13 protein-coding genes are annotated in these 15,531 nt (G+C 44.6%); 3 read left to right on the top strand and 10 right to left on the bottom strand.

Features of this window, described 5'->3' with window-relative positions:
- Positions 1-59: 59 nt before the first annotated feature.
- From hisB to hisG, 4 genes are read right to left on the bottom strand one after another with little or no spacing between them, the layout of a single operon-like run.
- Complete coding sequence (gene hisB, locus ACRD6K_RS12460; protein WP_430973497.1) at positions 60-1,181, bottom strand: bifunctional histidinol-phosphatase/imidazoleglycerol-phosphate dehydratase HisB; 1,122 nt, start codon at positions 1,179-1,181, stop codon at positions 60-62.
- Between the two features lie 44 nt (positions 1,182-1,225).
- Positions 1,226-2,257 carry a histidinol-phosphate transaminase gene (gene hisC / locus ACRD6K_RS12455; RefSeq protein ID WP_430973496.1) on the bottom strand — a complete coding sequence of 344 codons (1,032 nt, stop codon included), beginning with the start codon at positions 2,255-2,257 and terminating at the stop codon, positions 1,226-1,228.
- A gap of 39 nt (positions 2,258-2,296) precedes the next feature.
- Positions 2,297-3,595 (bottom strand): histidinol dehydrogenase, encoded by a 1,299-nt coding sequence (hisD, locus tag ACRD6K_RS12450; protein ID WP_430973495.1) that lies wholly within the window; start codon positions 3,593-3,595, stop codon positions 2,297-2,299.
- A gap of 53 nt (positions 3,596-3,648) precedes the next feature.
- Entirely contained in the window at positions 3,649-4,506 is an 858-nt protein-coding gene (gene hisG / locus ACRD6K_RS12445) for an ATP phosphoribosyltransferase (protein WP_430973494.1), read from the bottom strand.
- A 320-nt stretch (positions 4,507-4,826) separates the two neighbouring features.
- Between hisG and ACRD6K_RS12440 the strand changes: the two genes are divergently transcribed.
- Complete coding sequence (locus ACRD6K_RS12440; protein ID WP_430973493.1) at positions 4,827-5,918, top strand: glycoside hydrolase family 88/105 protein; 1,092 nt, start codon at positions 4,827-4,829, stop codon at positions 5,916-5,918.
- Between the two features lie 84 nt (positions 5,919-6,002).
- On the opposite strand, the gene dnaJ is transcribed toward ACRD6K_RS12440, so the two are convergent.
- The 6 genes from dnaJ to ACRD6K_RS12410 form a co-directional block, all read right to left on the bottom strand.
- Positions 6,003-7,169 carry a molecular chaperone DnaJ gene (gene dnaJ / locus ACRD6K_RS12435; protein ID WP_430973492.1) on the bottom strand — a complete coding sequence of 389 codons (1,167 nt, stop codon included), beginning with the start codon at positions 7,167-7,169 and terminating at the stop codon, positions 6,003-6,005.
- Between the two features lie 17 nt (positions 7,170-7,186).
- Complete coding sequence (locus ACRD6K_RS12430; protein ID WP_430973491.1) at positions 7,187-7,798, bottom strand: nucleotide exchange factor GrpE; 612 nt, start codon at positions 7,796-7,798, stop codon at positions 7,187-7,189.
- A 162-nt stretch (positions 7,799-7,960) separates the two neighbouring features.
- The gene (locus ACRD6K_RS12425; RefSeq protein WP_299579741.1) at positions 7,961-8,485 is read right to left on the bottom strand and encodes a TlpA family protein disulfide reductase; all 525 of its coding nucleotides are present in this window, start codon (positions 8,483-8,485) and stop codon (positions 7,961-7,963) included.
- A 126-nt stretch (positions 8,486-8,611) separates the two neighbouring features.
- Complete coding sequence (gene murA / locus ACRD6K_RS12420) at positions 8,612-9,919, bottom strand: UDP-N-acetylglucosamine 1-carboxyvinyltransferase (RefSeq protein WP_430973490.1); 1,308 nt, start codon at positions 9,917-9,919, stop codon at positions 8,612-8,614.
- Between the two features lie 17 nt (positions 9,920-9,936).
- Positions 9,937-10,557, bottom strand: a complete 621-nt coding sequence (locus ACRD6K_RS12415) for a DUF4290 domain-containing protein (protein ID WP_299579735.1) — start codon at positions 10,555-10,557, stop codon at positions 9,937-9,939.
- A 182-nt stretch (positions 10,558-10,739) separates the two neighbouring features.
- Positions 10,740-13,052 carry an ATP-dependent helicase gene (locus tag ACRD6K_RS12410; protein WP_430973489.1) on the bottom strand — a complete coding sequence of 771 codons (2,313 nt, stop codon included), beginning with the start codon at positions 13,050-13,052 and terminating at the stop codon, positions 10,740-10,742.
- A gap of 178 nt (positions 13,053-13,230) precedes the next feature.
- On the opposite strand from ACRD6K_RS12410, the gene ACRD6K_RS12405 reads away from it, so the two are divergent.
- Complete coding sequence (locus ACRD6K_RS12405) at positions 13,231-14,514, top strand: T9SS type B sorting domain-containing protein (RefSeq protein WP_430973488.1); 1,284 nt, start codon at positions 13,231-13,233, stop codon at positions 14,512-14,514.
- Between the two features lie 132 nt (positions 14,515-14,646).
- Entirely contained in the window at positions 14,647-15,531 is an 885-nt protein-coding gene (locus tag ACRD6K_RS12400; RefSeq protein ID WP_430973487.1) for a glycosyltransferase, read from the top strand.

Raw genomic sequence — 15,531 nt, 5'->3', positions numbered from 1 at the left:
GGATTGGCCGGAATGCTTGGTCGTATTTTTTACTAAAATTCATTTCCGGTCCAAAAGAACTAAAGGGTTCCTTTGGTTGACGGAAGTTCAAAGTTAAACACATCTTTGCGAATAGCCATTTTGATGGCTCGAGCCAGGGCTTTAAAAATGCCTTCAATTTTATGGTGCTCATTGTCGCCTTCTGCCTTGATGTTTAGGTTGGACAAGGAGGTGTCGGAGAAGGATTTAAAAAAGTGAAAGAACATTTCAGTCGGCATGTCGCCTACTTTCTCCCGCTTGAATTCTGCATCCCAAACCATCCAGGGGCGGCCACCAAAATCGATGGCGACCTGCGTCAGGCAGTCATCCATAGGCAGGCAATAGCCATAGCGCTCCACACCGCGTTTATCGCCCAAAGCCAGTTTAAACGCTTCGCCTAAGGCCAGGCCGGTATCTTCAATGGTGTGGTGTTCATCAACGTGCAAGTCTCCATCAACCTGAATGGTTAAGTCAACGCCGGAGTGCCGGGCAATTTGGTCGAGCATATGATCGAAAAATCCCAGCCCGGTGCTGATATTTCCTTTGCCGGTTCCGTCAAGATCCAACTCGATGTTGATTTTTGTTTCCTTGGTATCGCGTTGAACGCGGGCGGTGCGCTCGGGAGCAGCCACGGTGGCATAAATATCATCCCAACTGGTGGTTGTGAGCACGCAAAATGATTCTAACTGTTGGTTCTGCAACTCATTGGTCAGTGAACCATCATTGATTAAAATGCCTTTGGCTCCTAGGTTTTTAGCCAGTTCAATGTCGGTCAACCGGTCGCCAATGACAAAACTGTTGGCTAAATCGTAGCTTCCGTCCATGTATTTTCCCATCAGTCCGGTGCGTGGTTTGCGTGTAGGCGCATTATCCTCGGGGAAACTGCGGTCGATTAAAATGGCATCGAAAGTGATTCCTTCGTTTTCAAAAGCCTTTAGCATCTTATTGTGAGCGGGCCAAAAGGTGTCTTCCGGAAATGAGTCTGTTCCCAGGCCATCCTGGTTGGTCACCATAACCAGTTCGTAGTCGAGGTTTTTAGCTACAAAGTAAAGGTTACGAAAAACACCGGGGATAAACTCCAGTTTCTCCAGCGAGTCAATTTGCTCGTCCTCCGGCTCACGGATCAATGTTCCGTCCCGGTCGATGAATAAAGCCTTTTTCATAGTGTGTAATCAATTTGAAAATCGAATAATGAATTATTCGTGATTTATATCAATTCGTTTAATTTATCCATTAAGATCTGGTTCTCTTCGGGCGAACCAACCGTGATTCGCAGGCTTTCATTGCACAATACCACTTTGGAGCGGTCGCGCACAATAATGCCATTTTCAACCAAATAATTGTAAATGCCACGAGCATCATGCATTTTCACCAGCAGGAAGTTGGCATCTGAAGGGAACACCTTTACAACAAACGGGAAATTGCTGAGTTGTTCGGCCAGTTTTGCGCGTTCCTGAATCAACGATTCGACCCACTGGTTTTTATCACTTTCCTGTTCCATCAGTTCCAGCGCCTTTTGCTGGGTCAGGATATTGATGTTGTAAGGGTATTTTATTTTGTTGAAAATGCGGATAATTTCTTCGCTGGCAAAAGCCATCCCTAGTCGAATGCCCGCCATTCCCCAGGCTTTGGAGAAGGTTTGTAAAATAACCAGGTTCGGATGCTGGTTGAGTTCGGACAGCAAACTGGCTCCGGGAGCAAAATCAATGTAAGCTTCATCAACCACCACCAAGCCGGAAAAGCCTTGAATGAGTTTGGTCATTTCATTTTTGTCGAGCAGGTTGCCGGTGGGGTTGTTGGGGGAGCAAACAAAAATAAGCTTGGTATTGGCATCCGTTTCCTTCAGCAAGGCATCGGCCGAAAAGCTATAATCGTCATTCAATTTTACCCGGCGTACTTCAATATTGTTAATGTCGGCCGCCACCTGGTACATGCCGTATGTGGGATCGATAGTCACAATATTATCCTGTCCCGGTTCGCAAAATGCGCGGAACAGCAGGTCAATGGGTTCATCGCTGCCATTACCCAAAAAGATTTGATCGGCCGCACAGTTTTTCAGTCTGGCAATTTTCTCCTTCACTTCGCGCTGAAGCGGATCGGGGTAACGGTTATAAGGAGCATTGAACGGATTTTCATTGGCATCAAGAAAAACCATGGCTTCACCGGTGTACTCGTCACGAGCCGAAGAGTAGGGTTTTAGCGCTTGAATATTCTTTCGTATGAGTTGTTGTAAGTTCATGTTGTATTGAATTTGGAGACGATGGGAAATAATTATCTTCTATTGTTTCTCATTGTCTTCTAACGTTTTCAATCTTAGTGTTACCGCATTTTTGTGCGCGTCCAGTTGTTCGGCAGCAGCCATTTTCTCAATGACTGGACCCAGGTTCAAAATACCTTCCCGGCTTACTTCCTGAAAGGTGATTTTCCGGATGAAGCTGTCAAGGTTTACTCCGCTAAATGAGCGTGCCCAGCCGTTGGTTGGCAGGGTGTGGTTGGTTCCTGACGCATAATCGCCCGCGCTTTCGGGGGTGTAGTTGCCCAGGAAAACAGAACCAGCATTCACAATTTTTTCAGCAACGTCTAAATAGTTATTCATCGAAATGATGAGGTGCTCTGGCGCATATTCATTGATGAGCTCAATCATTTCATTTTCGTTATTCAACACGATGGCAACACTGTTGTCGAGCGCTTTGGTGGCAATGCTCATGCGGCTCAGTTGTGCCAGTTGTTCTTGCAATGCGGTTTCCACCTGGTTGATCAACTTTTCGGAGTTGGTGACTAAAACGACCTGTGAGTCGGGGCCGTGCTCCGCTTGCGAAAGCAGGTCGGAAGCGATAAAAGCCGGATTGGCTGTTTCGTCGGCCATTACGGCTACTTCGGATGGTCCGGCTGGCATGTCGATGGCCACATCGCTGATGCTGACCAGCTGTTTGGCTGCCATTACATATTGGTTTCCGGGACCAAATATTTTGGAAACTTTTGGCACTGGACCGGCACCGTAAGCCATGGCACCGATGGCCTGTACACCACCCAGTTTGAAAATTTTTGTGACACCAACAAGCTGCGCCGCAAACAGAATGGCCGGATTGACTTTTCCTTCTTTATCGGGTGGAGTGCACAGGACAATTTCCCGGCATCCAGCAATTTTTGCGGGGATTCCCAACATAAGAACCGTTGAAAATAGAGGAGCTGAGCCTCCCGGAATGTAGAGGCCTACTTTTTCGATGGCCACGGCTTTTTGCCAACAGACTACACCGCTGGTTGTTTCAATCTTGCTTGTTTCTGTTTTTTGACTGGCATGAAAATGCTGAATGTTCTGTGCAGCGGTTTGGATGGCTGCCTTTAAATCAGCCTCCAAATTAGTTGCAGCTTCCTCGATTTCAGCTTGGCTTACAGCAAACTCGCGAAGGACTACTCCGTCAAACTGCTCGGTATATTTCTGAACAGCGGGAAGTCCATCTGTTTTTATTTCATCCAGAATAGCCCCTACTTTTTCGCTGAGGTTGGCTGCGTTAAACAGCGGGCGTTCCAACAGTGCTGCCCATGTGCTCTTTTCAGGATTTAAATAGCGTTTCATGCGTCAATTTTATAGTAAGATTGAATGTTTTCTTTGTTTATGTGTGGCCCTGTTTAGAAAATCATCTTTTCAATTGGCATAACTAAAATACCTTGTGCTCCAACTTCTTTTAGTTTTCCGATGATCTCCCAAAACTCTTTCTCTGCAATTACAGAGGACATAGATACCCATCCTTCTTCAGCCAATGATGTAACCGTTGGACTCTTCATGCCTGGAAGAATTGCTTTTATGGCGTCAATTTTTTCTTTGGGGGCATTGAGTACGATGTATTTTTTATCTTTTGCCCGCTCAACCGATTCCATGCGGAAAATCATTTCATCCAGAATGGCTTGCTTGGCTGGTGAAAGCTCTTTCGGGGCTACCAAAACAGCTTCTGATTGAAGGGCTACTTCTACTTCCTTCAGTCGGTTTGAAACCAAAGTTGAGCCTGAACTTACAATGTCAAAAATGGCATCAGCCAGCCCAATTCCGGGGGCAATTTCTACGGAACCCGAAATCACGTGAATGTCGGCTTGTACGTTGTTTTTATCCAAAAAGTCTTTCAGAATAACGGGATAGGAGGTCGCAATTTTTTTGCCGTTGAACCATTCGATGCCCGGGTAGTCTTCTGATTTTGGAATGGCCAGGCTTAATCGACATTTGCTGAAACCCAATCGTTTGATGATTTGCACGTTTTCTTTTTTCTCCAGCATTTCATTTTCACCAACAATACCAATGTCGGCTACTTGGTCAGCTACGGCCTGCGGAATATCATCATCGCGCAAAAACAGGACTTCCAGCGGAAAGTTTTTTGCTGCAGCCAGCAGTTTTCGCCGCCCCAGGTTAATGTTAATTCCAGCTTCTCCAATAAGTTGCATGGAGTCTTCATTGAGTCTCCCTTTTGTTTGAATAGCGATTCTTAGTTGTGTCATGCTAATTTTTGTCAATAAAAAAGGCTTACCGTTTTGGTAAGCCTTCTTTGGGTTAATATTGTTTACAACAAAGCAAAAGAATTACGGCCTACCAATTAATAGGATGTGATGATGGCCGATATGTCCCAGTTTGTTATTCATGTCGTTTTTACTTTGAGCTGCAAGTATAGTGATAAAATAAAGGTGAACCAAATGAAATTCTGACAAATTGTAACTCCGATCCGATTTTTTATTCTTTTTTTAATTTTAGTATTTTGTGACAATCGATTGCATTAAAATATTATTTTTGATTGCATGATTAAACCTAAATCAATATCATAATGAAAAAAGTACTATCTGTTTTACTGCTGTTTTTGCTTGCTGGCAGCCTGAACGCCGGGAATAAAGACAAATTGTTTAAGCCCAATCACATTAAAAAGGTGATGAAGAAAGCGACCTTCTGGCAGTTAAAAAATCCGAAGCACAAATTGTATGATTGGACCAACGGCGCTTTTTATGCGGGTGTTTTTGCGGCTTATGAAACAACCGGCTCTAAAAAGATTTGGAAAGCTTTAATGGAAATGGGAGAGGCCAATGAATGGAAGCCTGGCCCTCGCTTGCAGCATGCCGATGATCATGCGATTTGCCAAACCTACATTGATATTTATCGGATTGAGAAGGACGAAAAAATGATTGCTCCTTTCCGGGAAACGGCTGACAAAATCATGGCGACGCCATATAAAACCGGCGAAATACGCCCGATTACCTGGTGGTGGTGCGATGCCCTGTTTATGGCTCCTCCGGCTTTGGTGAAGTTAGGAGTTACGCTGGGAGATGATAAATACCTGGAGTTTAATGACAGGCTTTTTAAGGAAACGTATGACTTGCTTTTTGACCAGGAAGAGGATTTGTATGCGCGGGATATTCAGTATAAAACCGATTGGAAAGAGCCTCGCTATGAAGCCAACGGTGAGAAAATATTTTGGTCGCGTGGTAATGGGTGGGTGATGGGCGGACTGGTGCGCGTGTTGGAGGAACTTCCTGCTGATTATAAAAACCGCCAGTTCTACGAAGATCAGTTTTTACGCATGGCCAGTAAAATTAAAGCGCTTCAGCAAGCCGATGGTTTATGGCGAGCCAGTTTGTTGGATCCGCAATCGTATCCAGGTGGCGAGTCGAGCGGTTCGGGTTTTTATACCTATGCTTTGGCATGGGGAATTAACAATGGCCTTTTAGACAAAGAGGAGTATCAGCCGGTGGTTGAAAAGGCCTGGATTGGCCTGAATGGTTTGTTGCAAGCCGATGGGCATGTGGGCTGGACCCAGCCAATTGGTGCCGATCCGCGTGCAAATTTCTCGAATGACAGTTGGGCGGTTTATGGCACAGGAGCCTTTTTACTTGCCGGAAGTGAGGTGATTAAAATGGATTGGTAGTTCGTTTTGAACTTCTGAAAATAAACGAAGAAAGCGGTTTCTCAGGGAGATAACCGCTTTCTTTTTGTTGTGACCATTGCGTATTTAGTCAAATATGTTCTTCATCTTCTCAAAGAAGTTTTTGTCTCCGGCTCCCGGCGTATGCTGGAAGTTTGGAGATGCTTGCAGCTTCTCGAGAAGTTTACGCTCTTCAGCCGAAATTTTCTTCGGAGCCCAAGCGTGAATACGTACCAGTAAATCGCCTTTGCCATAGCCATTCACATCAGGCAGCCCTTTTCCGCGTAAGCGTAAAATTTTCTCGGGCTGTGTGCCGGCTTCTATCTTCACTTTTACTTTATTCTCAACAGTAGGTATTTCAGCTGTTGTGCCTAAAGCAAAATCAGGCAGGCTGAGGAATAAATTGTAGATTAAATTATTGCCATCCCGAATTAGTTCCGGATGGTTTTCTTCTGTAATAATGACTAATAAATCACCATTCAGTCCGCCGCGTCGTCCAGCATTTCCTTTGCCTGAAACATTCAGCTGCATACCTTCTGCTACTCCGGCCGGGATTTTGATGCTCACAACTTCTTCGTCACGAACAACGCCTTCGCCGCCACAGGAGTTACATTTGTTTTTAATAATCTGACCTTCGCCATTACAGCTGGGGCAGGCTGCTGTTGTTTGCATTTGTCCCAACAAGGTGTTGGTTACGCGGGTTACGTGGCCGCTTCCGCGACACGTGGAACAGGTGGTATAGTCATTGCCGCCTTGCGCTCCGGTTCCGTTACAGGAATCACAAGCTTTGTATTTCTTTAGCTTCAGTTTCTTTTCTACGCCATTGGCAATGTCTTTAAGCGAAAGGGTGACTTTTACGCGCAGATCGGATCCGCGATGCACTCTTCTGCCGCCTCCGCGAGATGACCCGCCAAAGCCGCCGAAACCGCCTCCGCCAAAGCCATGACCTCCGAAAATATCGCCAAACATGGAGAAAATATCATCCATGGACATATCGTGCTGGCTGAATCCACCGCCGCCACCTGCTCCGCCAACTCCGGCATGCCCGAACTGGTCATAGCGTTGTTTCTTTTGCGGATTGCTCAATACCTCATAGGCCTCGGCAGCTTCCTTGAATTTTTCTTCAGCTTCCTTGTTGTCCGGATTTTTATCCGGGTGATATTGAATGGCTTTTTTCCGATAGGCTTTTTTAATTTCCTCGGCCGAAGCGTTTTTGCTAACTCCTAATACTTCGTAAAAATCTCTTTTTGTCATACTTGCTTTTTCTTTGTCTATTCGCCAATTACCACTTTCGAAAAGCGAATGACTTTTTCATTCATCAGATAGCCCTTTTGAATGACATCCACCACTTTCCCTTTGAGTTCTTCTTTAGGGGCAGGAATTTTAGTTACCGCTTCGTGCAAGTCGGTATCAAAGTCTTTTTCTAAGGCGTTAATTTCAGCAATTCCGTTTTGTTTCAGGAAATCCTGAAATTTGCTATAGATCAACAGGATGCCCTCTTTTAGTGGGTCTTTGTCGTCAATCTCGCTGAAAGCCATTAGCGCGCGTTCAAAGTCATCAATAACAGGTAGAATATTGACAATAACCGTTTCTCCACCTGTTTTCACAAGGTCCATTTTCTCGCGCATGGTGCGTTTGCGGTAGTTGTCAAACTCGGCTTGAAGACGAATGTGTTTGTCTCTTATTTCCTGCAATTCTTTTCCTAAAGCTTCGATTTTATCTTCAGGTTTCTCTTTTTTTGACTTCTTATCTTTTTTAGAGGCTTCTGCCTTTTCTGATTTTGCGTCTTGTTCAGCCGTTTCGTTTTGTTCCTGAGCAGTTGTTTCTGTCACTTCCTTTTCTTCTACTTGCTCTTGTTCGTTGTTTATTTTTTCTTTGGCCATGTTTCTTCGTATTTAAAATTACCGGATTGTCGATTTACAAAAACGTTGCCATTTCGCGTATGGGGACAATTTGGCACACCTGGCTTGTCAATAGCTGACAAAAGTATAAAAAAAGAAAGGCAGCACGGGTGTACTGCCTTCCAATGCTATGTGGATATAATCTTATTTTAATAGTTCCTTCAAAGTAGCTTCAAGCGCTGCTCCACGCAGGTTCTTGGCAATGATTACCCCATCGCCGTCAATCAGGAAGCTTGCTGGAATACCGCGAACCCCATATACAGCAGCGTATTTGGCCTGCCAGCCATTCAAGTCTGACACATGGTAGTCCCAACCGAGTTTGTCATCTTCAATGGCTTTTTTCCAGGCTTCTTTGTTTTTGTCGAGTGACACGCTGAAGACCGTAAAGCCATTTCCGTTTTTAAACTTTTTGTCTTTAAATGATTCATAGGCAGCCACAACAGTTGGGTTTTCGCGCCGGCAAGGGGGACACCACGAAGCCCAAAAGTCAATTAATACCACTTTCCCTTTTAAGGAGGATAAGGTAAGTTCTTTTCCGTCAATTGATTGTTCTGCAATTTCAGGAGCTTTATTGCCAACGGCAAGACCTATTTTAACATCATCGCCGGCATATGATTGGGCGATCAGGCCTACAATCAATGTCAGTGTAATTAATAATTTTTGTTTCATCTTTCTTTTCTCTTAATTCAAAATTTCGACTCAAATCGAGCCCAATAATAGTAAAAATGCAACTATGTCACTATGTGGGCACGTCACTTTTTGAATTTATTAACAAAACGGCTTGCTGATAATCGGTTAGCTGGTTCTAATGATATTGGCTCCGATAGCCTGCAAACGCTGGTCGATGGCTTCATAGCCACGGTCGATCTGTTCAATGTTAAAAATTTCGCTTTTCCCTTGAGCCGATAAGGCTGCAATTAGCAAGGCTACTCCAGCCCGAATGTCAGGTGATGACATAGTAGTACCACGAAGCGTGTGTTTTTTATTCAATCCGATGACTGTGGCACGGTGCGGGTCGCAAAGGATAATTTGGGCTCCCATGTCAATGAGTTTATCCACAAAGAACAGACGGCTTTCAAACATCTTTTGGTGTATAAGCACGCTGCCTTTGGCTTGGGTGGCTACCACTAAAAAGATACTTAGCAGGTCGGGTGTTAATCCGGGCCAGGGAGCATCTGAAATGGTCATGATGGACCCGTCGATGAAGGTTTCAATTTCATAGCCTTCCTGTTCGGGAATGAAAATGTCGTCTCCTTTAACCTGCAATTTGATGCCAAGGCGTTTAAAAGACTCAGGAATAATTCCCAGATGTTCAATTCCGGTTCCCTGGATGGTTATTTCTGAACCAGTCATGGCGGCCAGCCCAATAAAGCTGCCAACCTCAATCATGTCGGGCAAAATGGCGTGTGTGCATCCGCTGAGCTGTTTAACTCCTGTAATGCGAAGCAGGTTTGAGCCAATTCCCTCGATCTTTGCCCCCATTGAAACCAGCATTTTGCAAAGCTGCTGCAGATAGGGTTCGCAAGCTGCATTGTAAATGGTGGTAACGCCTTCAGCCATAACGGCAGCCATTAAAATATTGGCAGTTCCGGTAACTGATGCCTCGTCGAGAAGCATGTAGGCTCCCTGAAGTTTTTGGGTCGTAACCCGGTAAAAAAGGTTGACGGGGTCGTAAGTAAATTCAGCTCCGAGTTTTTGGAGACCAACAAAATGAGTGTCTAAGCGGCGGCGTCCAATTTTATCACCACCCGGCTGAGGAATCAGGGCTTTGCTGAAGCGAGCCAACAGGGGACCGACAATCATGATGGATCCGCGCAAGCTGCTGGCCTGACGGGCAAATTGCTCTGATTTCAGGTAATGCATATCCACCTGATCAGCTTGAAACTTGTACTGTCCTTTTTGCAAACGTTCGGTTTTAACGCCTAGTTCGCTTAAAATTTCGATGAGTTTCAATACATCCCGAATTTCGGGAATATTGCTAATGATAACGGGTTCGCTGGTTAAGAGGGTTGCACAAATAACTTGCAATGCTTCGTTTTTTGCACCTTGAGGCTTTAGCGTCCCTGCTAATTTTTTTCCGCCTTCAATTTGAAATGTTGCCATCTCCCTGAATAGTGTTTTTAGTCGTTTTTGCGATGTTTTTTGGGGCCTCGGTTCGAGCCGGTGTTTTGTTTTTTGCGTGGGGCTGAACGGAAAAGAATATCACGTGTTTCGGTTAGATCTAAATCATCTCTTTGGATTTTTCCATCGGAAACAATTTCCAGATCCTTGTAAATTTTCTCATCATCTACGGCGTCTTTGTTCCACGTCAGGTAGGATTTCTTCATGTGGTTGGCCAGCAGGGTGATCAGGATTTCCTTTTCTTCGCCGCTTTCATATTGAATGGCTTCATTAACCATCAATTCCAATGTTTTTCCGTAGTAACGAAATTTGATTTTATTACTTGAGTAAGGTACTTTTTTGGGAGGCTCCTGAAATGTTTCCGGCTTTGGCGGATCATACGGATAATCGATATCCAACTTGAAGTCAGCCATAATTGCCAGGTGGTCCCAGAGTTTATGCTTGAAATCGTTGATATCGCGCAGGTAAGGGTGTAAGTTCCCCATGATGTCGATAATAGTTTGGGCCGCTATATTGCGTTCAGTACGGTCCTCAATGGTCATCACGTGATCAACCATATTCTGAATATTACGCCCATACTCCGGCAGGGGTAATTTTTTACGATTCGAGTTGTAATCCATTTAAAAAAAAATATCTAATAAACTTTTGTGTTAAACAAGGTTGTACTAGTTCGGTAATACTATTGATAATCTGAAGTAAAGGAGATTTATCTACCTGCAAAGCTAAGTGAAAATATTTTGTTGACAAATTTAATTTGCGAAAAACTTGATTGGTTGGCTGTTATTCCCTTCCAGCCGTTGAATTATTGAACAATTTTTAGCTTGGCAAATTTAAGCAGCAATTGCTTTTGACCGGCATTGGGAAAGAAAACGGTAGCTTTAAGGTTGGGAAACGTACCTTCAACCTGCTGGACCTTACCTTTACCAAATCGTTGGTGTTCAACCAACATGCCCGTTTGAATGTCGCGAGGGTCATCGCCATCAAAATTTTGAGCTTGCTTTTTGGCTTGCCGAAGTTGGACCAGTTTTTGGTTCATGCCTGGCTGATCGGCAGTAACCGGCCGGCGGGCAGCTGCCGATGGTTTTCCAAATGTTTGTTTCTGAATGGCTTTGTCTTCACCCGGCAATTCGTCAAAGTTAAAGTCGGCTTCAGCTGGAAGTTCCAGAAACTGCATGTCAACTTCGCCGATAAAGCGGCTGGGATTGCAGAAATCAAGTTTCCCCCAGCGGTAGCGTTGTCGGGCAAAGCTGAGGTAGGCATTTTCTTCGGCGCGAGTAAGAGCAACATAAAACAACCGGCGTTCTTCTTCAAAAGCTTCAGGGGTGATGTTTCCAAACTGGTTGGAGGGGAATAGGTTTTCTTCCACTCCCACGATAAATACGTTTTTAAATTCAAGCCCTTTGGCCGAGTGGATGGTCATCAAGGTTACCTTATCGCGGTCTTCGTCTTTATCTGAATCCTGATCGGTAAGCAGGGCCACATCCTCCATGTAATTAGCCAGGTGGTTGGGCTGTCCTTCCTCGCGGGCATTGATTGAGAATTCCTGTATACCATTCAATAACTCCTGGATATTTTGGAACCGGCTTAGTCCTTCTGTTGTTTGATCCTTGTATAAATCTTTTATGACACCAGTCTGTGTGGCAATTTCGCTCGCCATTTCGTAGGCATCGTTCAGCTCGTTTTTCTCCTGAAACTGTTTGATCAGGGCCGCAAATTGCTGCACTTTGCTGATGGTCCCTCTGTTCAGAGCGGCATGATTGACGGATTCACTTTGTTCGATAATCTCGAAAATACTGGTGCCCTGACTCATCGCTGCTTGCTCGAGCTTGGTTAGTGTGGTGGCGCCAATTCCGCGGGCCGGGTAATTAATGATTCGTTTGAGGGCTTCGTTGTCCTTCGGATTGATGACGATCCGGAAGTAGGATAGTAAGTCCTTGATTTCCTTGCGTTGGTAGAAGGATAGTCCTCCGTATATTTTATAGGGAATATTGCGTTTGCGAAGCGACTCCTCAAAAATACGCGACTGGGCATTGGTGCGGTACAAAATTGCATAGTCGTAATAGTGGTAGTGATGCCGCATGCGTGTTTCGCTGATTTCATTGGCAATCAAGTACCCTTCCTCGTTATCGGTTAATGCCGAAAACACTTTGATGCGGTTCCCTTCGGCATTTTCAGAAAAAACCCGTTTGGGGAGCTGACGTTTGTTTTTTTGAATCACGCTGTTGGCAGCATTCACAATGGTTTGCGTTGAGCGGTAGTTTTGCTCCAGCTTGTAAACCTGGTGCTCGGGGTAATCTTTCTGAAAATTCAGAATGTTTTCAATTCGTGCTCCGCGGAATGAATAAATACTTTGGGCATCATCGCCAACAACGCATAGGTTTTTGTGTTTAGAAGCCAGGTTTTTTACAATCAGGTATTGCGAGAAGTTCGTATCCTGATACTCGTCAACCAAAACATAGTCAAATCGATCCTGGTATTTGGCCAGTATGTCTTTGTGGTCGCGGAACAAGATGTTTGTTTTCAATAGCAGGTCATCAAAATCCATGGCTCCGGCCAAAAAGCATCGGCGTGAATATTCCTTATAGAGCTCAGCGATGCGTGGCATGCGTATGCTCATGTCATATTCGCGTACCTGGGCATTGGTGGCATAGGCTGCGGGAGTAATCAGGCTGTTTTTTGCTGCTGAAATCCGGCTGGCAACCACGTTGACTTTGTATGTTTTATCGTCCAGCTTAAATTCTTTGATAATGGTTTTCAACAGGCTTTTGGAGTCTGCTGAATCATAGATTGTGAAATTTGAGGGGTAACCAAGAACTTCCGATTCCACCCGTAAAATGCGGGCAAAAATGGAGTGAAACGTTCCCATCCAAAGGTATTTGGCCGTGTGTGCCCCAACAACATTGGCAATCCGTTCTTTCATTTCTTTGGCTGCCTTGTTGGTAAAGGTAAGCGATAAAATGCTGGCCGGTCGTGTGCCTTGCTTCAGCAAGTGAGCAATGCGGTAAGTCAGTACCCGTGTTTTGCCAGAGCCGGCTCCGGCAATGATCAGGGATGGCCCTTCGGTATTTTCAACAGCTTGTCTTTGAGCTTCGTTTAATTCTTCAAGATAATTCACAATCACTATATTTCTAAGTCAGCCTCAAAAGTATAACCTATTTTCTTATTTCGAAGCATTGGCCTCAGCTAGTTTTCAACAAATGAGTTTTGAATGAAAAAATGAAAGATGGGTAAAAGATAAGTCAATTTTAAACGTTAATATTGTAATACAATATAATTCAAGCTGTTTTTTGAAGATGAAATTTAATGCGAAAACTTCACTTGTTGTCTTGCTGATTGCCTTGTTTTTTCCCTGTGTCGTTATGGGGCAGTTAACTGCTGCGTCGGACGATGTTGTGTCTACCGCCTACAGTTCTGGGAGTCAAGATCAGATTTATATTTTTTGTGCTGCTCCCGATGAGAATGCCGGGCAATTGACGGCAACTTCAAGTACGGCAGTAGCAGCCGGCTTTGAGTGGTTCATATACAACCCGGGAACTGGAAACTTTGATGCTTATCAGTCGGATAATTCGGGAGTGGCTTCGTCAACCATTAGCAATTTGGAGAGTGGATGCTATCGGGTTGAAGTGACTTTTGGAGAAACAACTGAACTTTATACTGCTTGGGTGATGAACAGCTGGTATGCTGCAACAGCCGAAATTACGGAGTCGACCTGTGACTATTTTCAGATACAAGCTGCTTTTGACGAAGCTTCGTCAGTTTATTATGATTTGGCTACAGGTTCCGAGTTGCAGGTTTTTAAAGATGTAAAAGTGCGCTGGGAGGCCGATGGGGAGCCTGTTGCTTCGGTGTTGAGCCCTCAGGTTTTTTCGCCACCGGCAAGAAATATGGAATACAAATTGACTGTTTATGACCGCTTTGGGTGTCAGGTTGAAGTGCCGGTTTCTTATCAGAGTATTGTGACTGAGGCGTCATTTGATGCCACGCCGCTGGAGGGAGAGGCACCTTTGGAGGTTTTGTTCACAAGTACCTCGCTCAATGCTGACGGCTATGAGTGGTTTTTCTTTCGGAACCGGGATGAGCTGATTCAGGAAGGCCTTGATGGCGGAGTGGTAGAAGATAGTATTTTAGCAACTGCCATTGATGAGAACCCCGTTTTTATTTATGAAAATTCGGGTACTTACCAGGTGAAGCTGGTGACTACAAAGAATTCGGAAAACTTTGCATGTACGGATACCTTTTACCTGGAAGATTATATTGTTGTTCAAAACTCCTTGCTGGAGGTTGCGAATGTGTTTACCCCCAATGGAGATGGCGTGAATGATGTCTTCGTGGTTAAATACCAGTCGATCAAATCGATCAATATTCAGGTGTTTAATCGTTGGGGGCGAAAAGTTCATACGTGGGAAAACAACAATGTGCAGGGCTTTGAGGAGACATCAAGCGAGTCTGTATGGGATGGCCGGATTGGTGGGCGTTATGCCAGTCCTGGGGTTTATTACTATGTTGTACGGGCAGAAGGACGTGATGGAGAAACTCAGAATGCACATGGTTTTGTGCACTTGTTTCGTGAAAAATAGATCTCTGTGGTTTAAGGCTCTTGTTTTCTGCTAAAGGGTCAGTGAACAAGTCGGTTTTGTATTTTGTTTTGTTTAACTTAGACGTGATGATTGCTCTTGATTGCGAAATGAAATGCCCCAAATCTAAACCGTATGCTTGCTCCAATATGTTTATTTACATACAACCGCCCTGCAGAGCTCAAACAGACCATTGATGCCTTAAAGCGCAACTACCTGGCTTCGGAAAGTGAATTGTATATTTTTTCGGATGGTGCTAAGGATCAACAATCGGATGAAAAAGTGTTTGCTGTCAGGCAGTATCTGGAAACGGTTACCGGGTTTAAATCAGTCTCTGTTTCATGTGCTCCGGTTAACCGAGGCTTGGCAAATTCTATTATTGCCGGGGTTTCTAAGCTCCTTGCTCAATATGGGAAGGTCATTGTATTGGAAGATGATCTGATTACATCGCCGAACTTTCTTGATTTTATGAACCAGGCTTTGGTGTATTACGAAAAGAATAAGAAGATAATGAGTATTTCGGGATACACCATGGACTTGCCTTCCTTGAAGAATCGAAAAGATGATTTTTACCTGGGCTACCGTGCAGGCTCGTGGGGATGGGGCATCTGGCAAGATCGTTGGGAGTTGGTTGATTGGGAAGCTCAAAGTTATCAGTCTTTTCGGTGGAGTTTTTTGAAGCAGTTTCGCTTTATGCGCGGAGGAATGGATATGCCTTACATGCTTTGGAAACAAATGACCGGGCGATTGGATTCATGGGCTATTCGACTGGGGTATTGTCAGTTTGAGCATGATTTGCTCACTGTTTTTCCGGTTCGGTCCAAAGTGAAAAGTATTGGTTTTGGAGAGGAGGCTACAAACACCAAGAAAAGCCATCGTTTTCGAACGCACTTGGATGATGGTTTGAAGATGGATTTTGAGTTTTCGCCGGCTCCGGTCATCGACCCTTTGCTGGTTAAGGAATTTCGAGGGAAATTCTCTCTAAGGTCGCGTATCGTTGAAAAATTTAAGTTAGCCTGA

The sequence above is a fragment of the Sunxiuqinia rutila genome (genome assembly GCF_050589705.1).
GTDB lineage: Bacteria > Bacteroidota > Bacteroidia > Bacteroidales > Prolixibacteraceae > Sunxiuqinia > Sunxiuqinia rutila.
Note: the sequence above shows the minus strand (reverse complement) of the source record. Positions and strands in the feature narration are given on the sequence as shown.